19 protein-coding genes are annotated in these 19,181 nt (G+C 41.0%); 8 read left to right on the top strand and 11 right to left on the bottom strand.

The window, feature by feature from the left end:
- The first annotated feature begins 10 nt into the window (after nucleotides 1-10).
- Nucleotides 11-655: a DUF6759 domain-containing protein gene (locus L0B70_RS03460; RefSeq protein WP_235142918.1), complete on the top strand. Its 645-nt coding sequence runs from the start codon at nucleotides 11-13 to the stop codon at nucleotides 653-655.
- Between the two features lie 212 nt (nucleotides 656-867).
- Here the strand turns inward: L0B70_RS03460 and rpsB are convergent, their stop codons facing one another.
- The 4 genes from rpsB to L0B70_RS03440 all read right to left on the bottom strand — a co-directional run bounded on the left by rpsB (nucleotide 868) and on the right by L0B70_RS03440 (nucleotide 3,184).
- Nucleotides 868-1,650: a 30S ribosomal protein S2 gene (gene rpsB, locus L0B70_RS03455; protein ID WP_235142917.1), complete on the bottom strand. Its 783-nt coding sequence runs from the start codon at nucleotides 1,648-1,650 to the stop codon at nucleotides 868-870.
- Between the two features lie 178 nt (nucleotides 1,651-1,828).
- Nucleotides 1,829-2,215: a 30S ribosomal protein S9 gene (gene rpsI, locus L0B70_RS03450; RefSeq protein ID WP_235142916.1), complete on the bottom strand. Its 387-nt coding sequence runs from the start codon at nucleotides 2,213-2,215 to the stop codon at nucleotides 1,829-1,831.
- Between the two features lie 5 nt (nucleotides 2,216-2,220).
- Nucleotides 2,221-2,676, bottom strand: a complete 456-nt coding sequence (rplM, locus tag L0B70_RS03445) for a 50S ribosomal protein L13 (protein WP_034721149.1) — start codon at nucleotides 2,674-2,676, stop codon at nucleotides 2,221-2,223.
- Nucleotides 2,677-2,851: 175 nt separating this feature from the next.
- Entirely contained in the window at nucleotides 2,852-3,184 is a 333-nt protein-coding gene (locus L0B70_RS03440) for a hypothetical protein (RefSeq protein WP_235142915.1), read from the bottom strand.
- Between the two features lie 321 nt (nucleotides 3,185-3,505).
- Here L0B70_RS03440 and L0B70_RS03435 point away from each other — a divergent pair, with 321 nt between their 5' ends.
- Together L0B70_RS03435 and L0B70_RS03430 are read left to right on the top strand one after the other, a co-directional pair.
- Entirely contained in the window at nucleotides 3,506-6,916 is a 3,411-nt protein-coding gene (locus L0B70_RS03435; protein ID WP_235142914.1) for a methylmalonyl-CoA mutase family protein, read from the top strand.
- A 131-nt stretch (nucleotides 6,917-7,047) separates the two neighbouring features.
- Nucleotides 7,048-8,193: a serine hydrolase gene (locus tag L0B70_RS03430; protein ID WP_235142913.1), complete on the top strand. Its 1,146-nt coding sequence runs from the start codon at nucleotides 7,048-7,050 to the stop codon at nucleotides 8,191-8,193.
- A 51-nt stretch (nucleotides 8,194-8,244) separates the two neighbouring features.
- On the opposite strand, the gene L0B70_RS03425 is transcribed toward L0B70_RS03430, so the two are convergent.
- Both L0B70_RS03425 and L0B70_RS03420 read right to left on the bottom strand, forming a co-directional pair.
- Entirely contained in the window at nucleotides 8,245-9,609 is a 1,365-nt protein-coding gene (locus tag L0B70_RS03425; protein ID WP_235142912.1) for a M64 family metallopeptidase, read from the bottom strand.
- A gap of 4 nt (nucleotides 9,610-9,613) precedes the next feature.
- The gene (locus L0B70_RS03420) at nucleotides 9,614-10,102 is read right to left on the bottom strand and encodes a hypothetical protein (RefSeq protein WP_235142911.1); all 489 of its coding nucleotides are present in this window, start codon (nucleotides 10,100-10,102) and stop codon (nucleotides 9,614-9,616) included.
- Nucleotides 10,103-10,197: 95 nt separating this feature from the next.
- Here L0B70_RS03420 and ruvC point away from each other — a divergent pair, with 95 nt between their 5' ends.
- A complete protein-coding gene (gene ruvC / locus L0B70_RS03415) occupies nucleotides 10,198-10,752 on the top strand; it encodes a crossover junction endodeoxyribonuclease RuvC (protein ID WP_235142910.1) in 555 nt (184 codons plus the stop codon).
- A gap of 143 nt (nucleotides 10,753-10,895) precedes the next feature.
- Complete coding sequence (locus L0B70_RS03410; protein WP_235142909.1) at nucleotides 10,896-11,984, top strand: DUF4407 domain-containing protein; 1,089 nt, start codon at nucleotides 10,896-10,898, stop codon at nucleotides 11,982-11,984.
- 53 nt (nucleotides 11,985-12,037) lie between these two features.
- On the opposite strand, the gene L0B70_RS03405 is transcribed toward L0B70_RS03410, so the two are convergent.
- The 5 genes from L0B70_RS03405 to guaB all read right to left on the bottom strand — a co-directional run bounded on the left by L0B70_RS03405 (nucleotide 12,038) and on the right by guaB (nucleotide 16,686).
- Nucleotides 12,038-12,613 (bottom strand): SCO family protein, encoded by a 576-nt coding sequence (locus L0B70_RS03405; protein ID WP_235142908.1) that lies wholly within the window; start codon nucleotides 12,611-12,613, stop codon nucleotides 12,038-12,040.
- Nucleotides 12,610-13,458, bottom strand: coding sequence for a formylglycine-generating enzyme family protein (locus L0B70_RS03400; RefSeq protein WP_235142907.1), 849 nt, complete (start codon nucleotides 13,456-13,458; stop codon nucleotides 12,610-12,612). The genes L0B70_RS03405 and L0B70_RS03400 overlap by 4 nt, the downstream gene beginning before the upstream one ends.
- 36 nt (nucleotides 13,459-13,494) lie before the next feature.
- Entirely contained in the window at nucleotides 13,495-14,529 is a 1,035-nt protein-coding gene (nirK, locus tag L0B70_RS03395; protein ID WP_235142906.1) for a copper-containing nitrite reductase, read from the bottom strand.
- A gap of 147 nt (nucleotides 14,530-14,676) precedes the next feature.
- A complete protein-coding gene (locus tag L0B70_RS03390) occupies nucleotides 14,677-15,132 on the bottom strand; it encodes a DUF6759 domain-containing protein (RefSeq protein ID WP_235142905.1) in 456 nt (151 codons plus the stop codon).
- A 93-nt stretch (nucleotides 15,133-15,225) separates the two neighbouring features.
- Nucleotides 15,226-16,686 (bottom strand): IMP dehydrogenase, encoded by a 1,461-nt coding sequence (gene guaB / locus L0B70_RS03385; protein WP_235142904.1) that lies wholly within the window; start codon nucleotides 16,684-16,686, stop codon nucleotides 15,226-15,228.
- 140 nt (nucleotides 16,687-16,826) lie between these two features.
- Here guaB and L0B70_RS03380 point away from each other — a divergent pair, with 140 nt between their 5' ends.
- From L0B70_RS03380 to L0B70_RS03370, 3 genes are read left to right on the top strand one after another with little or no spacing between them, the layout of a single operon-like run.
- On the top strand, nucleotides 16,827-17,147 hold the full coding sequence (locus tag L0B70_RS03380; protein ID WP_235142903.1) for a DUF6660 family protein: 321 nt from the start codon (nucleotides 16,827-16,829) through the stop codon (nucleotides 17,145-17,147).
- A gap of 46 nt (nucleotides 17,148-17,193) precedes the next feature.
- On the top strand, nucleotides 17,194-17,664 hold the full coding sequence (locus L0B70_RS03375; RefSeq protein WP_235142902.1) for a TonB-dependent siderophore receptor: 471 nt from the start codon (nucleotides 17,194-17,196) through the stop codon (nucleotides 17,662-17,664).
- Nucleotides 17,603-19,162, top strand: coding sequence for a TonB-dependent siderophore receptor (locus L0B70_RS03370; protein ID WP_235142901.1), 1,560 nt, complete (start codon nucleotides 17,603-17,605; stop codon nucleotides 19,160-19,162). The genes L0B70_RS03375 and L0B70_RS03370 overlap by 62 nt, the downstream gene beginning before the upstream one ends.
- The last annotated feature ends 19 nt before the right edge of the window (nucleotides 19,163-19,181 follow it).

Here is a 19,181-nt window from a genome sequence, read left to right as displayed (position 1 = left end):
GTCCGCGTAAATGAAGAAAGCTGCTCTTATTCTTACGGTTTTCAGTGCGCTACATCTTTCTGCACAAAAAAAGAAATCCGATATTTTAAAAAGCACCAATATAAAGGAAATTGAAAATTTTCTTCGCGTTGCACATCCCGATGATCCCCGAAGATCCGTGCTGAAGCCAAAATTAATTTCCCTGCGAAATTCTACCTGGATGAAAGCGGGCAAAACGTCTTTCGCTTCGTTAAAGCCAGTGGTAACCGAAATCCCGAGGAGTGTTGTGCAACAAAAACATAACGCTGAAGCCGAAGAGTTTCGAAAACTGTTGGACGAAAATTCCGGCAATCACCAGAAAAAAACAGTGAAACTTCTAAACCAGCTTTTCAATAATGATGTTTCGAATAAAGAGGCAATTCTGCTGCTGCAAAATAATTCCGACTGTAATATGATTGTCCGGATTCAGGGTGAATATTATTACAACCTTGCGGTTCCGGCACATGGGGAAAATTCGGTGGTTATAAAAAAAGGAGATTATCAGCTCAGCAGCAACGTTTGCGATGCGCGGTACAGTTCTACCAAAAATATTGCAAAAAATATGCTGGTGATTTTAAACAACCCGGTGGTACAACTTCAGTCCTACGCGCAGGGTAGAAACGGCGCATCAAATTGAGTTAAATAACTAGCGTAGGGTTATATATAAAGGTTAGAAGAAATTAATCAGAAGGAAGCGGGCTTAAGCCTGCTTTTCCGTTTGTAAGGCTTCGGCAGATAAATATCGGGAAGTTTAAACGGAACTTTTCTTCGGGGGCACGGCTTTTTAAATAAGAGATAAAAAAAAGGTTCAGAAAAATTCTGAACCTTTTTGTATTTGAAGATAAAATCTTATTCTGCTGCAGTTGCAGGAGCTTCAGAATCGAAATCAGCATCAGCATCTGCTGAAACCTTTTCGCCTTCTTCTTTGGATTTTTCTTTGTCTGCTTTTCTTTGAGACAATCCGTCTTTGATGGAAGATGAAACAATGCTCAACAACATATCAATAGATTTGGATGCATCATCGTTTCCTGGGATAACGTATTCTACTTTTCTTGGATCAGAATTCGTATCAACGATCGCGAAAATTGGAATTCCCAATTTTTTTGCTTCGGTAACGGCGATGTGCTCTTTCATAATATCAACCACAAAAAGTGCTGATGGTAGACGAACCATGTCGGAGATTGAACCTAAATTTTTCTCCAGGTTTGCTCTTTGACGGTCAACCTGAAGTCTTTCTTTTTTAGATAAAGTTTCGAAAGTTCCGTCTTTCTTCATTTTATCAATCTGGTTCATTTTCTTAACCGCTTTTCGGATGGTAACAAAATTTGTTAACATTCCTCCGGGCCATCTTTCAGTAATATAAGGCATATTAAGTTCAGCAGCATATTTTGCTACCACTTCTTTCGCTTGCTTTTTAGTTGCTACGAAAAGAACTTTTTTACCTGCAGAGGTAATTTTTTCCAAAGCGGAACACGCTTCGTCCAATTTTACTGCTGTTTTATGTAAGTCTACGATGTGAATACCGTTTTTCTCCATAAAAATGTATGGAGCCATATTTGGATTCCACTTACGGGTCATGTGACCAAAGTGTACGCCTGCCTCTAAAAGGTCTTTAACATTTGCTTTTGCCATGTCTCTTTTTTGTTTTTAGTTTACGTGCCGCTTTATGCAATCAACAATTTCTTTAGATGGGAGAAATGTTTGGGTGCTAAACTAATGGGGCATTTTGTTATTAGATAATAGATGAATAGATAACAGACACGAGACAAAAAAGTCTCTGATCTCAAATCTATAAGTCTCCAGTCTCGTATTAACGTTTGGAGAATTGGAATTTCTTTCTTGCTTTTTTCTGACCTGGTTTTTTTCTTTCAACCATTCTTGCGTCTCTTGTAAGCAATCCGTGTGGCTTCAAAAGCAAACGGAATTCTTCGTTGATTTCGCATAAAGCTCTGGAAACTCCCAGTCTGATTGCTTCAGCCTGTCCTGTGATACCACCACCGAAAACATTCACAGTTACGTCGTACTGACCCGCTGTTTCTGTTAATAAAAATGGCTGATTCACTTTGTAAACCAAAACGTCAGTTCCAAAGTATTCCTTAGAATCCTTTTTGTTTATCGTGATCACACCAGAACCTGGTCTCACGTAAACTCTTGCAACAGAAGTTTTTCTTCTTCCGATTTTATGAACTATTGACATATTAATTATTTGAATTCGTTAATATTAATTACTTTCGGCTGTTGCGCTTCATGTTTGTGCTCAGTTCCTTCATATAAATAAAGGTTTTTGAACAGTTGATTCCCTAATTTAGTTTTTGGAATCATTCCTTTTACAGATTTTTCCAATACTTTCAAAGAATCTTTCTTTTGAAGTTCAAGAGCAGTCATAGACTTTTGACCGCCTGGATAACCAGTATGCCAAATGTAAGTTTTGTCAGCCCACTTGTTTCCGGAAAGAGTAATCTTTCCAGCATTCAAAACGATCACATTATCTCCGCAATCTGCGTGAGGGGTGAAATTCGTTTTGTGCTTACCTCTCAAAATCTTTGCAACCTTGGAAGCTAATCTTCCTAAAGGTTGTCCTTCAGCGTCTACCACAACCCATTCTTTATTTGCAGTAGCTTTGTTAGCCGAGACGGTTTTGTAACTTAATGTATTCACACTTTTTTCGTTTACGATTAAACATAATTTTTCCCTTAAAAAGGGTGTGCAAAGGTATGAATTTTTTTTCTACCAAAAAATGTTTTCGGAAAGATTATTCCAGAGATTTGAAAATGAATTTCTTGGACGAAATTATTTTCAGTTGAAATTGCAGTAAAACAAATGTTTCTGAAGCTTACTGACGCAAAGATTTCGACCGGCGGAAACTCGCAATTAAATAGTACGCCACAAAGACCATCGAAAATTTAATGACGGACGGAACCGCAAGTTCAAAATTGAAAATCAGTGTTCCCAGGACGGCTAAAAGTCCCATAGCGATAAATGAAATTGAAAATTTCTGCGCCAGGGTGAATTTTACATCATCTAAAAAGTACGCAATTCCCCACGCCAAACCAAAGGAAAATCCGTAAAACAGATCCAATTCCCAGCCCTGACTTCCCAAAATAAAATAATTGAGGAGAAAACTCACCGCAGTTCCGGCGATAAAATAGAGGAGCGCTCGTTGCATTGTAGAAATATTTAGCGCAAAAATAAAACTTTAAAATTGAATGCATCATTTATTTAATGGAACCTAGTTTGGATTATGAAAAGGAAACGCTTCAGAAGTTTTTATCTTTTTTCCCGGAGCCGAAAGCCAAAAACCAAATTCCGGAGTCATAATATTCTGGCCCAGCAAACTGTTTCTTTTTGATATAAACTTAATTTTGAGAGAGAAGGTGACTCCAAATGATTACGAACGTAACCCTCAAACCCCTTTCAAAATACTTGAAAGGGTTTTCTTTTCTCAAAATTCTAAAAATCCCTACCTTTGAAATCTATCCAAAAGATTATGAATCAAGAAAAATATACGCCCAAAAACAAAGTTAGAGTCGTAACCGCTGCCTCCTTATTCGACGGCCACGATGCTGCCATCAATATTATGCGAAGAATGATTCAGGCCACCGGCGCCGAAGTTATTCATCTCGGTCACGATAAGTCTGCAGAAGAAGTCGTGGACTGCGCTATTCAGGAAGATGCGAACGCTATTGCTTTAACTTCTTATCAAGGCGGGCACAACGAATATTTTAAATATATCTACGACCTTTTACGACAAAAAGGCGCGCCTCAGATCAAGATTTTTGGCGGTGGTGGCGGCGTAATTCTGCCCGAAGAAATCCGCGAACTGATGGATTACGGCATCGATCGCATTTACTCGCCGGATGATGGGCGCGAAATGGGATTACAGGGAATGATTAACGATTTGGTGCAAAAATCGGATTTTGCAACGGGTGAAAAAATTGAAGTTCGCGACCTCGACAAAATTAAGTTTGAAAATTCCAAATCCATTGCAGAGGTTATTTCTGCCGTGGAAAACTTCTCCGAGGAGAAACCGGATCTTGTCGCGGAGATCCATAAAAGAGCCTCTGCTCCCCTCTCCTCCGGAGAGGGGCCGGGGGTGAGGAAAATTCCCATCATCGGAATTACAGGAACCGGTGGGGCCGGAAAATCTTCCTTGACGGACGAACTCGTTCGCCGTTTTTTGCGTTCCAACCCCGATCAAAAAATCGCCATCGTTTCTGTGGATCCTTCCAAAAAGAAAACCGGCGGCGCGTTATTAGGCGACCGGATCCGAATGAACTCCATCAATGATCCGCGTGTTTATATGCGTTCTATGGCTACGCGCGAGAATAATGTTTCGGTATCGAAATTTATCCATTCCACCTTAGATGTCTTAAAATTAGCCAAACCCAATATTATCATTTTGGAAACTTCCGGAATCGGGCAGTCAGGTTCAGAAATTACCGATATCGCTGATGTTTCGATGTACGTGATGACGCCGGAATACGGTGCGAGTACGCAGCTCGAAAAAATCGATATGCTGGATTATGCGGATTTGATCGCTTTAAATAAATCGGACAAGCGCGGCGCTTTAGACGCATTGCAGGCGGTTCGAAAAACCTACCAGCGGAATCACACGGCTTTTGATCAGCCTTTGGAAGCGATGCCGGTATTTTCCACGAAAGCCAGTCAGTTCAATGATTACGGAACTACGGAACTTTACAATGCTTTAATTAACAAAGTGAATTCCAAACTTAAACAAACGCAGGGCGAGAATGCACCGAAATTCAAAGAGTTTGTAGAGCAGAATGTTTCTGATGATATCACCGTGATTCCTGCGAAGCGCGTGCGGTACCTTTCTGAAATTGTAGAATCCAATCATGCATACGACAAAGAAGTGGAGCAGCAGGCCTTGGTCGCGAAGAAAATGTACCTTTTGGAAGGCGCGAAAGTTTTAATCACCGATGATCAAAATACCGTAGATAAACTGGAAAAAGTTTTCCTAAAGACGAAAAAAGAACTTTCCGAAGAAAATATTGCCTTTTTAAAGGGATGGCATCATTTCAAAGAAGAAATGGCGGGTGATTCCTTTTCTTATTTCGTGCGCGGGAAAGAAATTAAGGTAGAAACCAAATACGAATCTTTGTCGCATTTAAAAATTCCAAAACTTTCCTTACCGAAATTTCAGGACTGGGGCGATTTGCTGAGATGGAAAGGCCAGGAAAATGTTCCCGGACAATTTCCTTACACGGCAGGATTATTTCCATTTAAAAGAACGGGCGAAGATCCTACAAGAATGTTTGCGGGAGAAGGCGGCCCCGAAAGAACGAACAGACGATTCCATTATGTTTCCGCCGATATGGATGCCAAACGTCTGTCGACGGCTTTTGATTCCGTTACTTTATATGGACAGGATCCGGCGTTCCCGCCAGATATCTTTGGTAAAATTGGAAATGCGGGAGTTTCAATTGCCACGCTCGATGACGCGAAAAAACTCTATTCCGGTTTCGATCTGGTTAACGCCATGACGTCGGTTTCAATGACGATTAACGGTCCGGCGCCGATGCTGCTCGCTTTCTTTATGAATGCCGCCATCGATCAGAATGTCGAAAAATACTTGTCGGAAAATAATCTTTGGGAGGCCGTAGAAGCACAGCTGAAAGCAAAATTCGACGACAAAGGTTTGAAAAGACCAGCTTATGAAGGCGAACTTCCAAAAGGAAATAACGGTTTAGGTTTAAAACTGTTAGGAATTACGGGCGACGAAGTGATCGACCGGGAAATTTACAATAAAATTAAAGCCGATACCATCGCCACGGTTCGTGGAACGGTTCAGGCAGATATTTTGAAAGAAGATCAGGCGCAAAACACCTGTATTTTCTCCACGGAATTTGCGTTGAGATTAATGGGCGATGTTCAGCAATACTTCATCGATCAAAAAGTAAGAAACTTTTATTCGGTTTCCATTTCCGGTTATCACATTGCAGAAGCGGGCGCCAATCCGATTTCGCAGTTGGCATTTACGCTGGCTAATGGCTTCACGTACGTGGAATATTATTTGAGCCGCGGCATGAACATTAATGATTTCGCGCCGAATTTGTCTTTCTTCTTTTCCAACGGTCTGGATCCGGAATATGCCGTAATCGGACGTGTAGCCCGAAGAATTTGGGCGAAAGCCATGAAGCTGAAATATCATGCGAACGAAAGAAGCCAAATGCTGAAATACCACATTCAAACCTCCGGGCGTTCCCTTCACGCACAGGAAATCGACTTTAACGATATCAGAACCACTTTGCAGGCCTTGTATGCGATTTACGACAACTGTAACTCGCTTCATACCAATGCTTACGACGAAGCCATCACCACCCCGACCGAAGATTCCGTACGACGGGCCATGGCCATCCAGCTCATCATCAATAAAGAATTAGGTTTAGCGAAAAACGAAAATCCCTTACAAGGTTCCTTTATTATTGAGGAATTAACCGATTTGGTTGAAGAAGCCGTTTACACCGAATTCGACCGCATCACCGAAAGAGGCGGCGTTTTGGGTGCTATGGAAACCATGTATCAACGCTCCAAAATTCAGGAGGAAAGCATGCATTACGAAATGCTAAAACATACGGGCGAATTTCCCATTATCGGCGTGAACACCTTCTTAGGTAAAGACGGTTCCCCAACGGTTCGTCCGGGAGAAGTAATCCGGTCCACTGAGGAAGAAAAGCAGCTGCAGATTCAGAATTTAGAAAATTTCCAGAAATCGCATGCTGATAAAAGCGGGCAGATTTTGAAAGATCTTCAAACCGCAGCCATCAATCAGGAAAACCTCTTTGAAAAAATGATGGAAGCCGTGAAATACTGTTCTCTGGGTCAAATTACAAACGCTTTATTCGAAGTGGGCGGAATGTACAGACGAAATATGTAGGTTTCCGACCATCTAATCTTAAAATTATATTACCGTGTCAAGATTTAAAATCTGGACACGGTTTTTTTTGAATGGTGATGGCGATAATTTTTTCTTTCAGTTTAAATTCAATATTTTTAAAAAAAATCAACGTGCTTCAAAAAATTCGACCCTTTTATATCATCTTTTCGTTCCTGCTTATTTTTTCCTGTAAATCGGACGCAGAAAAAGTCGCGGAAAAAACTGCAGCGAGAAATGCGGTTATCGACAGCACCGTTCAGCTTTTTCAGCGGAAATTGTTAAAAGCGCAGATTGATTCGGTGTTTTCGAAGACGCAGTTTAACGGCAGTGTTTCTATCCGTCAGAATGAGGAAATTTTATATGAAAAGGAAAGCGGCTTCGAAGATTTCAGCACCAAAGCGAAACTCGACAGCAGTTCCATTTTTGCGATCGGCTCCATAAGCAAGCAGTTTACTGCGGTTCTGGTTTTATTGCAGGAGGAAGAGGGGAAACTTTCTACGGAAGATAAGGTTTCAAAATATTTAAAGGAGTTTCAACCGAAACAGTTCGAAAACATTACTATTAAAGAACTCTTGAATCATACGTCCGGCCTCAGCGATTTCGGAAATGGATTGCTTTCGCAGCCCGGCGCGGAGTTTCATTATTCCAACAAAGGTTTTCATTATTTAGGCAAGATTATCGAAAAAGTATCGGGAAAATCGTATGATGAGAATGCTTTGAAACTTTTTAAAAGAGCCGGAATGACGAACTCTTCCACTGCCAAAATTTTTAAAGGAAAACATTTTGCCTCAGCTTACATTGGAAATGCGCAGAATTTTGAAAGAATAGAAAATATGCCGCAGCGGCTGTCCAATATTTCGATATCTGTTCCTGCAGGTGGAATTTTATCCACCACCAATGATCTGCATCGCTGGAACATCGCTTTATTTACAGGGAAAATTCTGACCGCTTCCTCTTTAAAAAAGATGACTGAAAAATCTGCCAAAAGAAATCATGCCATTTTGGGCAAAATGAATTACGGTTTAGGCATCATGATGAAAGTGGAAAAGCCTGAAGTTTACTTTCATACCGGCTATGTAAAAGGGTCGCCATCTTTAAATATGTATTATCCGGAGACAAAAACCTCCGTAGTGATCCTGTCGAATATTGCTAACGAAAGCAAAGGCAAAAATGCTTTTTTCGAGCCACACAAAGCAGTTAAGAAAGCCGCCGATCCGGTGGAAATTGCTGTGGTAGAATTGCGGCAGCAAATGTTGAACATTCAAATTCCCAAATAAATGATCCGGCACATTAAGTGCACCGGATCATCAGATTTATTGCTTAGTCCTTTACTCCTTAATAATTTTCTGCGAAAGAATTAATACATCGTTTTCATAAACTTTAATGATATAAGTTTGTGGTAAAAGCCCTGCAAGATCCACAGAAACTTCGCCGGAACTTAATGTTTTTGCTTTTAGTTTCTTTACACTTCTTCCTGACGCATCAAAAATAGCGACTGAAACATTCTTCAAATTATTTTTCTGGTCTTTAATAAAAATCTGCGCGGTAGCGGGATTTGGATAAACGGCGAAAGACCGCACAGAACTGTTGACATCGACCGCGGAAAGGGTTTTGTTGACCGTCCAGAGAACCGTAGAAACGTGGAGAGCCGCGTGATTATCAACTTTCAGGAGACTGTTATTATCAATCACGGAAAACTGCACGGTATTTACGCCGTTTGTAAAGTCAGCAGCCGCAATATTAACCGAACTGGCGGTCTCACTCAGGGGATTTCCATTTAAAGTCCACGTATTTTCTAAAGTATTGGGGTTGGGTAGAATTTCGTTCACCGTAAAAATAATTGGTCCCGAAAGATTAATTCCGGAAGAATTATCCGGGGTAAACGAGTCGATGGGCGTTTGCAAAGTGTGAACTCTTTCAATCAATTGTTGTCTGCAAACGGCGCAAAATTCGCGGTTCAGATAGCGCATTTCGCAATTTTGATGAGGCCGGAACCAGGTGGGACTTTCTTCGTAAGGGTAAATTCCCACCGAATTAAGTCCAATCCAATTCTTCCATCTGTTGGTAGCCGGGTTGCTGTCTTTTGTTTTGTTGGGGGATTCTCCTGTTCCCGAAAACCAATACTCATCGGCTAATTTCCCAAAAGAATGTCCCAGTTCATGAACCACAATTTCATTGGCCTGCGAATGTTTCGACAGAAAGGCATATGTTCCGCCGCAGCCGCCGTATTCCGGCGAATTTCCGAGTATAAAGGCAATGTCGAAATCCGGAACATTGCTCGCCAAAACGTTCGTCACTTTATTCGTGCTGCTGGAGTACAGACACCGGTGCGTTCCGCCCACATCAAAAGAACTTCCAAGAAAATTATTCGGGTTGGTTATGGGAATAACAGGTTCGGTAACGTCGGTGGCATTTCCAGGATGTTTTACGCCCGTTTCCGGAGAAATTACTTTAATCGCATAAACATTAAAATAGTTTTTGTATTGTGCGTACGGTACCTTGCTGAAAATATAATCCACAAGAGAAGTTGCATTGGTTACGAAATCTGCCTGCTGATCTGCCGTAAACCCGTCGCCCATCACCACCATATTGATTCTTTTTTCTTTCGGACCGTTTTCGAAGATCGGAATGGTTTCAAAAACCTGAGAGAAACACCATGGACTCATCAATAAAAGAAGTAAAAGTTTTTTCATATTGTTAAAGTTGAACGGTTATGAGATGTGTTTTCGAAGTGGGTGTTATTTTATCCAGTTGAACAGCGGAAATATTCCCTGTTTGATTAAACCGAATGCTGAATTCTGCTTTTGGTAAGGTCATTTTTTCGCGGTGTAAACCTTCTTCAGAATAGGTTTCCATTGTTGGATTCAACGGATCTTCGATGATTCTTGTCCAAATCTTTTCTCCGTTTTTCCCGAGGAAATTTACTGTAATGTTTCCGGGGATATTTTCTTTATGATCGATGGATCCTTCTTTCATTATACCGGAGGTTATCTTCGTATCGGTATGTTTTACGGTTTCGTCGCCATTTGCTGTTTTTTCTATTTCAAAAAAAAGATAAACGATCGATTGTTCCTGCTTCAGAGCTGTCGGAACCGATTTATTTTCCAATGAAATGGACGTCTGCGGATCGCAGCTTACATTTAAAAAAGACAGTATAAAAATTAGGGTAAGAAAAAACGATCTCATAATCAATGCGTTAAATGGTGCTGAACAAATTTAATATTTTTTAGAAAAAAAATCACTTTGTTCTTCTATTTATTTTAAAGACTTAATTTTGCAGGGTGCAAACAGAAAAAATTATTTTAGGAATCGATCCCGGAACCAGTATTATGGGTTTTGGACTTATCTCAATAAAGGCCGGTAAGATGGAAATGATTTCCATGCACGAACTTCTTCTGAGCAAATATCCGAACCACGAGACGAAACTGAAATATATTTTCGACCGAACTTTATCTTTGATCGATGAGTTTCATCCGGATGAAGTGGCGCTTGAAGCTCCTTTCTTCGGAAAAAATGTACAGTCTATGCTGAAACTCGGCCGCGCCCAGGGTGTTGCAATGGCAGCCTCGCTTCACCGCGATGTCCCGATTACCGAATATTCGCCGAAAAAAATTAAAATGTCGATTACCGGAAACGGAAATGCCAGTAAAGAGCAGGTTGCAGGAATGCTGAAAAGTCTTCTGAACCTGAAAGAATTTCCGACCAAATATCTGGACGCTTCCGATGGTTTAGCCGTGGCAGTTTGCCATCATTTCAATTCGGGAAACCTCACTTCGGAAAAATCTTTTACCGGTTGGGAAAGTTTTCTGAAACAGAACCCGGATCGCTTAAAATAATTTAAAACATTAATTGCCAATCGGTTATTTCGTAAATTTACTTTACAAAAAGTACACAAAGCTTTTACTTGGCTAAACATAATACTATCTGTAACATTGTTGCGTTTTAAAAGACCAATTCTTTAGTGACTAAAATTTAAGAGATGAGCACACAGAAAATTATCCCCTCCAATCAGGCCAGCCATTCGATGAACTGGTTTCAGAAATTTCTTATGGTTTGTTCCGGCGGAAATATTCATATTTTAAGAAAGACGCCGAGCGAGTGGAACAAATTCGCCGGCATTGGCGGCATCGTCTTATTTACGGCTATTTTTGCTACGTTGTCTGCCGGTTATGCCATGTTCACAGTTTTCGACGATATCTGGATTTCCACGGGTTTTGCTCTTTTGTGGGGTTTGATGATTTTTAATCTGGATCGATACATCGTCTCTTCCATCAAGAAAACCGGGACGTGGTGGAACCAGATATTAATGGCAATTCCGCGCTTGATTTTAGCGGCCTTCCTCGGAATTATTATTTCAAAACCTTTGGAACTGAAAATTTTCGAAAAAGAAGTTAACAAACAGCTGAACACCATCATTCAACGCAACAAAACACAGCTGCAGGCAGAAATGAACGGCAGAATTCTACAACAGTCCGGGCCTTTTGAAACGGAGAAGAAACAAATTCAAACCAAAATAGCGGACTATCAAAGATCTTATGATTCGGCTTCCGTGGAACTCGAGAAAGAAATTCTGGGCAAGCAAAGCGGCTTAACCAGCGGAAAAGTCGGTTATGGCACCAATGCGAAACGAAAAGCCGAACTGAAAGAACAGCGCCGGCAGGATCTGGAAAATTACCGGCAACAAATCGCGCCGCGACAGGATTATTTAGATAAAGAAATTTCGAAAGTTTATACCAATATCGAAACAGAGCGAACGAAAACCGAAACCTTCGAAGATAAATTTAACGGGTTTGCCGCGCGGCTTCAGGCGTTGGATGAACTCGGAAAAAATACGGCCATCATTGGCGTTGCCGCAGCTTTCATTATGGGACTTTTTATTTCCCTCGAAATTGCGCCGGTTTTGGTGAAATTAATTTCGGCTGTGGGACCTTACGATTATCTCCTGGAAAAAACCGAAAATGATTTCCGTTTATATTCAAAAGAAAAAATTGAAAAAGGAAATGCCGGCACCGATTGGCGCATTGATGATTTTAAAGACCGACTCGGAAAAGATAATCCGGATATTTAAAACAAAAAAGCCTGCAACTATTAATTTTGCAGGCTTTTTTAATGGCAAGTATTTTATTTCAACCCGTTCACGGTTTTTGCTATGGCGTCGAAATTTACCGTTCCTTCTTCCTGACTAATCATTTCACCTTTTTTATTAAAAATACTGATGATGTTGGAGTGGGAAAAGATAATGGGTGTAATTTTTTTGTATTTCACCGCCAAAACATTCGCAAACTCGCGCGTTGATTCGAGGTCGGTTCGCAGGAAAATCCAGGGTTCGCCTTCCATATTTCTTTGCTGAGCGTATTTTTTCAAGACTTCGGGCGTATCGTTTTCCGGGTCGATGGTAATTAAAACTAGCGACGTTTCTTTCAGTTTTTTGGCATCAATCTTCGATTCTACTTTTTTCATGTCTGCAACCAAAAGCGGACACGCCGTTTGGCAACTCGTGAAGATCATCGCTATGACAAGGTTTTTGCCTTTTAAATCTTCCAGCTTCATTTCTTTACCCTCCTGATTCTGCCATTTAGAATCCAGTAAAAAAATGGAATCGGCTGTTTTTTCATTAACGATCTCTTTCTCTTCCTGATTTTCCGTACAGCCGAAACAAAGGAAAAAAGAAAAGAGAATGATGAATAATTTTTTCATTTTGAATTTTTTTGAAGGTCTTTTGCACATCTAAAACCAAGATTTTCGACCGTGTAATTCGCTTTTAAACTCGATCTGAAGGCGTACCGCATAAATGATGCGTAATTCAGCACATCTGCCGCACTTGTGGCTGCCGATGCGCAGAAAAGTCCCTTGTCATCGAAGTCGCCGGTTCGGGAATCTGCGGTGGTCATAATCGAATTAAAATCATCCGTCCATTCCCAAACCAGATCGAACATATTGTAAACGCCGTAGTAATTGGGTTTTGAAAGTTGTACTTTCTTTTTCTCTCTCAATTTTTCATTATAAAGATTGATGAGGTGTGCAGAATATTCGGATTTGTTCCGCGCGTTTGCACTTTCTTCGTCGGCCATCGCCACGTATTCCCATTCGTCTAAAGTTGGAAGTCTTTTACCAGCACTTTTAGCGAAAGCTTTTGCCGCAAACCAGGAAACAAATGTTACAGGCGCCTCAGGGTCCGCATTTTTGGGAAGCGTTTCGTCATCCTGCCAGTTTTTCAGATACGTGTCGTCTGCAAAAAGTGTTTTAATGTTGCTGCGTTTCCATTTCGGATTTTTCTTTACGAAATCTAAAAATTCTGCGTTCGTTACAGGTCTTTCATCCAGAAGAAAATCCTGAACTTCCACCAAAGAACTGTCTCCGTAAAAGGGCAGATATTTTCCGCCTTTAATGGAAACCATTTTCACATTTGGCGTGATTTGGATTTCTTTTGTGGAAAAAGTTGAAGCATCTTTCTCCTTAGTTCCCGCCGGTTTTTTCGAACAGGCCTGAAAAATAAAAAAGAAACTGCCGATGCACAGAAATATTTTAAAAATTTTTGACATTGCAGTTTCTTTTTTTGATGGTATTTAAATTCTCGATTACTGTACTTTATGGTAAACTTTAGGGTTTTTCTCACCCGTCACTTTCAACTTACCGATCGCACCTTTATTGAAGGCGCGGAAAATAGAGTGGTCTACAATCACGTACTCGCCCGGTTCTTCAACTTTAAATTCAACCATTGCTGCGCCACCTGCGGGAATAACGGTTGTCTGCACGTTTTCGTTAAACTTAGAGCCGCCTTCTGCGTATACTTTGTCGAAGATCTCCCCAATCACGTGGAAAGAAGAAACGAGATTTGGTCCCGCATTACCCACAAAAATCCGTACGGTTTCGCCAACTTTCGCCTGTAGTGCGTTTGCACCCATCAAAGCGTTTTTCTTGCCGTTGAAAACTACGTACGTCGGTCTTTCGTCCACGCCTTTGTCCTGATCAAACTCCTGCAGTCCTTTTTCGTCGGTTTTTCCTTTCGTGTAAAACTCTCCCTGCATAATGTAGTATTCGCGGTCAACTTTAGCCAGACCGCCTGCCGGTTCCACCAAAATTAAACCGTACATTCCGTTCGCAATGTGCAGAGGAACGGGCGCTGCCGCACAGTGGTAGACAAAAAGTCCCGGATTTAAAGCTTTAAAATTAAATATCGCTTCTTTTCCCGGTGCCACATTGGTTGCTTCGGCACCGCCACCAGGACCATTCACGGCGTGAAGATCGATATTGTGCGGCATTACGCTGTTGCTCGCATTTTTAAGGTGAAGTTCAACTTCGTCGCCCACTCGGATTCGGATAAATGAACCCGGAACGGTACTGTTGAAAGTCCAGAATTTGTAAGTAACGCCGTCCGCCAATTCGCCCTCTTCTTCGGTGGCTTCCAGGTGCACGATTACTTTTTTTGCGGCGCGGTCGCCAATTGGTGCAGGAACCGTGGGTGGATTTACGGCTTTCTGATTTTCTGTTTCGCCGCTCACTTTAATTTCCATTGCATTTTCAGTCTTTCCGGCGGACCCATCGGAAGCATTTTGTTTACATGCCTGAAGGGTTAAAAGAGCCAATGCGAAGCTTGTTACTAGGTGTTTCATTTGAAGAATATTTTACTGTTTTTTAATAGGACAAATTTATCCGAAATAAAGATGGTTTGAAAGTTTTAACGTATGAGTTTTATCAGCGCTGAAGTGTTTATTTCTTTTCTAAATAATCTAAGGTTTTGCGCGACTCGCTTTTAAACGTTAATTCGCCGAAAGTTTCAGGATCAGCGGATCGGTCAGGTATTTTTGAGAATAGTAATTGCCGCCGCAAATATTCGATTTCACGGTGTAATTTCCTTTTTGAACAACAAACTGATTTTTCGTGTGCGCTGAAATGGGCAGATTGTAGATTTGATTATTTGAGATTCCCACCATTCTTACGATGATATCACAACCCGAAGTATTTTCGATGACGGCGGCGGTGTGGCTTTCTGCGGGATCTGTATCGTTGAGTAAATAGGTAAGAACTTCTGCATTCACGTGTTTTTTATTAATTTTATCTTTCTCCATTAAAGCTGCAAATTCGCTTCTCTCATTATGGGAAGGATTCGAGGTGTTTGAACCGGATGAACCGGGGCGATAGACCGGACGGTTGGTGGGCAGTACATCGCATGTAATGAAGAGCAGAAAAGTGAGAAGCAGCAGGAATCGTTTCATTATTTCGAATAAAAAGTAAATATAACAAATATTTAAAAGAGAAATACCGAAGATGACCTCCGGCATTTCTATTAAACACCTAAAATTTGTTTTTTACAGGGAATAATTCGGTGCTTCCTGCGTAATAATGACGTCGTGTGGATGCGATTCCTTTAAACCGCTTCCGGTGATCATCACCATTTTTCCGTCGTTTTGTAAGGTTTCGATATCTTTTGTGCCGCAATAACCCATCCCCGCACGGATTCCACCCGTAAGCTGGAAAACAACTTCTTCCAGTTTTCCTTTGTGCGGAACGCGACCTTCAATACCTTCCGGTACAAATTTCTTGGCTTCACTCTGGAAATATCTTTCTTTTCCGCCGCGTCTCATGGCCGAAAGCGAGCCCATTCCCTGGTAGGCTTTAAATTTCCGTCCCTGGAAAATAATTTCTTCGCCCGGAGCTTCATCGGTTCCTGCTAAAAGAGAACCGAGCATAACGGCGCTGGCACCGGAAGCTAAAGCTTTCACAATATCTCCGGAAAGTTTCACGCCACCATCGGCAATTACGGCTACGTTTTTAGTTTTTGCATATTCGAAAACATTGTAAATAGCGGAAAGTTGGGGAACCCCAACGCCGGCAACGACCCGCGTTGTACAGATGGAACCCGGACCAACGCCGACTTTCAGGATATTCGCGCCGGCTTCGATAAGATCTTTCGCGGCTTCGGCCGTCACAATATTTCCTCCCACAATATCCAGATCGGGAAAGTTTTTACGGAGTTCTGCAACTTTATCCAAAACGCCTTTGGAATGTCCGTGGGCGGAATCTACCGCAATAATATCAACGCCGGATTTTACCAAAGCGGTAACGCGCTCAATCGTATCTTCGCCCACACCTACGCCGGCGCCTACGATCAAACGGCCGTTGGCGTCTTTGTTCGCGTTTGGATATTCCGTTTGATTGTCGATATCTTTAATGGTAATGAGACCAACGAGTTTAAAATCCTTGTCTACGATAGGAAGTTTCTCCACGCGGTTGCGAAGGAGAATTTGCTTGGCTTCATCGAGGTTCGTGGCTTTGTTGGACGTGATGAGTTTATCTTTCGTCATTAATTCTTCCACTTTCGCCTCCAGATTTTCCTGATATTTTACATCGCGGTTGGTGATGATGCCAATTAAAGTGTTGGTATCGTCCACCACGGGAAGTCCTGAAATCTTAAATCTTGCCATTAATTCCTTCGCTTCGGCCAAAGTATGATCTTTGGAAAGCGTTACCGGATCGGAGATCATTCCGTTTTCGGAACGTTTTACATTGTAAACCTGCGTCGCCTGTTCCTCAATAGGCATATTTTTGTGGATAAACCCAATACCGCCGACTCTTGCCAAAGCGATGGCCATTTCTGCTTCCGTAACCGTATCCATTGCAGCGGAAACGATGGGAACATTAAGCGTAATTTTATCGGAAAGTCGTGATTTTAGGGAAACCTGATTAGGTAAAACTTCTGAATAAGAAGGGATTAGAAGGACGTCATCGAAAGTGATGGCAGTTTCTACGATTTTGTTGTGGATAGACATCTTTACTTTCTGTGCAAAATTAAGGTATTTTTTGCTAAAATGAAAATCTTCATTTTTTTATGAACTTAATTTAATTTAAGGAAGAAAAAACCTAACATAAATCACTTCTACAAATTTTACAAAAAACTTACCTTTGACGTGTGAAATTCATTTCTCTTTTTTTATCGCTCTTCTTTGCCATTCTTGTTACCGTGCCGTGTAACGATGAGGTTTCGCAGTTTTCAGGTTCGTCCACAACTGCTGTGGAGAAAAAGTCCGGAGATTCGCAGCATTCAGATTTTGACGCCTGTTCCGTTTTTTGCACATGTTCCTGTTGTGGAATTGTGAAAGTTTTGGATCAAAAATTGGCGGAGATTTCTGAGGTAAAGATCGCAGCGCCTTCTACTAAAATTTCGGATTTCCAATTATTTACGCTTTCCAAAATACCTTTAGGAATCTGGCAGCCGCCCAAATTAAGTTAAGATTTTATTGAATTTATTCGCTAACATTTTAACTTAATTATATTTAATGAAAAAAATATTTTTCTTCACAGCAATTCAGCTGTGCTCCTTTTCGTTTGCGCAAAACGACACCATAAAGACCGCCCGGGAACGGGAAAATGATATTGAGGAAGTCATCATCAATTCCACTCGAACCAGCCGAACCATCGCAAATACGCCGACCAGAGTAGAAACCATCGAACTGGAGGAAATCGACGAGAAAGCCAATATGCGACCTTCAAATGTTGCCATGATTCTGCACGAAAGTACCGGGATCGCGGTGCAGCAAACATCTGCAACTTCAGGAAATTCCAGCATCAGAATTCAGGGTTTGGATGGCAGATATACGCAGATTTTAAAAGATGGATTTCCAAGTTTTGGCAACTTTGCCAATGGCTTGAGCATTCTGGAAATTCCTCCGTTGGATTTGAAACAGGTTGAAATCATCAAAGGCCCGAGTTCCACTATTTGGCGCCGGCGCGATTGCGGGCGTTATTAATTTTATTTCCCGAACGCCGCGTGAAAAGCAGGATTTGAATATTTTGACCAATTATGCGAATACCGGTTTGGTTAATTTCGGCGTTTTTGCGTCGAAAAGATCAAAGAATTTCGGCTACACTTTTCTCGCAACTTATAATAACCAAAAAGCTTTCGATGTTGATGAGGACGATTTTTCCGAATTGCCAAAATCGGTGGATTTCACCATTCACCCGAAACTGTTTTTTTACCTTCCGGGAGATGCGCAGATTATTCTTGGTAATGCTTTCACGAAAGGAGACCGTCTCGGTGGAGATCTGCAGTACATCAAAGGAGAAAGAAACGCAAATCATCCTTATTTCGAGCAAAACAAAAGCCTAAGAAATACGACAACGCTGGAATTTGAGAAAAAATTCGGCAATAATTCTGCGTTAAATTACAAAAGTGCTTTTGCTATTTTCGAGCGGAAAATTGAAGTTCCGGGTTATAAGTTCAGCGGAAATAACCAGAATTATTATTCGGATCTATCCTGGAGTAAATCCGGCGAAAAGCAAACTTTTATTTTAGGTGGAAATTATATTTTGGATCAGTTTAAGCAAAATTCAAATCCAGTATTTAATTTGAATTTACAAACTCAAACTTCGGGGATTTATGCGCAACATACCTGGGATGTGGCGGATTTTTTAAAGATTGAAAACGGAATCCGAACCGATTTTGTGAATTACAGCAATCCGCTTTACACGAAATCTGAAAATTTTTTCTTACCCAAAACTTCTTTTCTTTTCCTGATTTCACCGAAGTTCACAAGCAGAATTGGTGGTGGTTTCGGCTACAAAACGCCGACGACTTTTACGGAACAAACCGATACTTTTAATTATCAAAATCTTCGGCCTTTGCAAAATGTTTCTTCCGAAAAAAGTTTGGGGGCAACTGCAGACGTTAACTTCAAAACGAATTTGGGCGATGATTTTAAGTTAAGTTTAAATCAGATGTTTTTCTACACGAAGCTGAAAAACTCAATTATTTTAAATGACAATATTGACGGAACATTCGATTTAAGGAACACCGATTCGAACGTTTACAGTAAAGGTTTTGAAACGAATTTGAAATTTATCTACAAAGATTTCATCAAATTATTCGCAGGCTACACTTTTACGAATACGAAAGCAGAATATCTTCCAGACACGCAAAAGCTGCCATTGGTACCGAAAAGTAAAGTAAACTTAGCCTTAATCGCGGAGAAAGAAGGCAATTACAAAGCTGGTTTTGAGGGGTATTTCACAGACCGGCAAATCCTCTATAATCGCCAACTGACACAGCCTTACTGGGAACTTGGTTTTATGGTTGAGAAATATTTCGGCAGGTTTTCTATCTTTCTTAATCTGGAAAACTTTACAGATACAAGACAGGGCAGGTACAAACCCGTCGTTTCCGGCACGCACCAAAATCCGCAGTTCGATGAGATTTGGACGCATGTTGAAGGCCGAACTTTTAACGGCGGAATTAAATTTAAGCTTTAAATATAATTCAAAAAAAAGC

Origin of the sequence: Kaistella sp. 97-N-M2 (assembly GCF_021513235.1) — a bacterium.
In the GTDB taxonomy this organism is placed as follows: Bacteria; Bacteroidota; Bacteroidia; order Flavobacteriales; family Weeksellaceae; genus Kaistella.
This window is presented reverse-complemented; position numbering and strand designations above follow the sequence as displayed.

Excerpts from the sequence above, each read along its gene's own strand:
- L0B70_RS03460 (WP_235142918.1), top strand. The coding sequence starts at position 11 with ATGAAGAAAGCTGCTCTTATTCTTACGGTTTTCAGTGCGCTACATCTT.
- rpsI (WP_235142916.1), bottom strand. The coding sequence starts at position 2,215 with ATGTCAATAGTTCATAAAATCGGAAGAAGAAAAACTTCTGTTGCAAGA.
- L0B70_RS03425 (WP_235142912.1), bottom strand. The coding sequence starts at position 9,609 with ATGAAAAAACTTTTACTTCTTTTATTGATGAGTCCATGGTGTTTCTCT.
- L0B70_RS03440 (WP_235142915.1), bottom strand. The coding sequence starts at position 3,184 with ATGCAACGAGCGCTCCTCTATTTTATCGCCGGAACTGCGGTGAGTTTT.
- L0B70_RS03405 (WP_235142908.1), bottom strand. The coding sequence starts at position 12,613 with ATGAAAAAATTATTCATCATTCTCTTTTCTTTTTTCCTTTGTTTCGGC.
- L0B70_RS03420 (WP_235142911.1), bottom strand. The coding sequence starts at position 10,102 with ATGAGATCGTTTTTTCTTACCCTAATTTTTATACTGTCTTTTTTAAAT.
- L0B70_RS03435 (WP_235142914.1), top strand. The coding sequence starts at position 3,506 with ATGAATCAAGAAAAATATACGCCCAAAAACAAAGTTAGAGTCGTAACC.
- nirK (WP_235142906.1), bottom strand. The coding sequence starts at position 14,529 with ATGAAACACCTAGTAACAAGCTTCGCATTGGCTCTTTTAACCCTTCAG.
- rpsB (WP_235142917.1), bottom strand. The coding sequence starts at position 1,650 with ATGGCAAAAGCAAATGTTAAAGACCTTTTAGAGGCAGGCGTACACTTT.
- guaB (WP_235142904.1), bottom strand. The coding sequence starts at position 16,686 with ATGTCTATCCACAACAAAATCGTAGAAACTGCCATCACTTTCGATGAC.
- L0B70_RS03410 (WP_235142909.1), top strand. The coding sequence starts at position 10,896 with ATGAGCACACAGAAAATTATCCCCTCCAATCAGGCCAGCCATTCGATG.
- L0B70_RS03375 (WP_235142902.1), top strand. The coding sequence starts at position 17,194 with ATGAAAAAAATATTTTTCTTCACAGCAATTCAGCTGTGCTCCTTTTCG.
- L0B70_RS03400 (WP_235142907.1), bottom strand. The coding sequence starts at position 13,458 with ATGTCAAAAATTTTTAAAATATTTCTGTGCATCGGCAGTTTCTTTTTT.
- L0B70_RS03390 (WP_235142905.1), bottom strand. The coding sequence starts at position 15,132 with ATGAAACGATTCCTGCTGCTTCTCACTTTTCTGCTCTTCATTACATGC.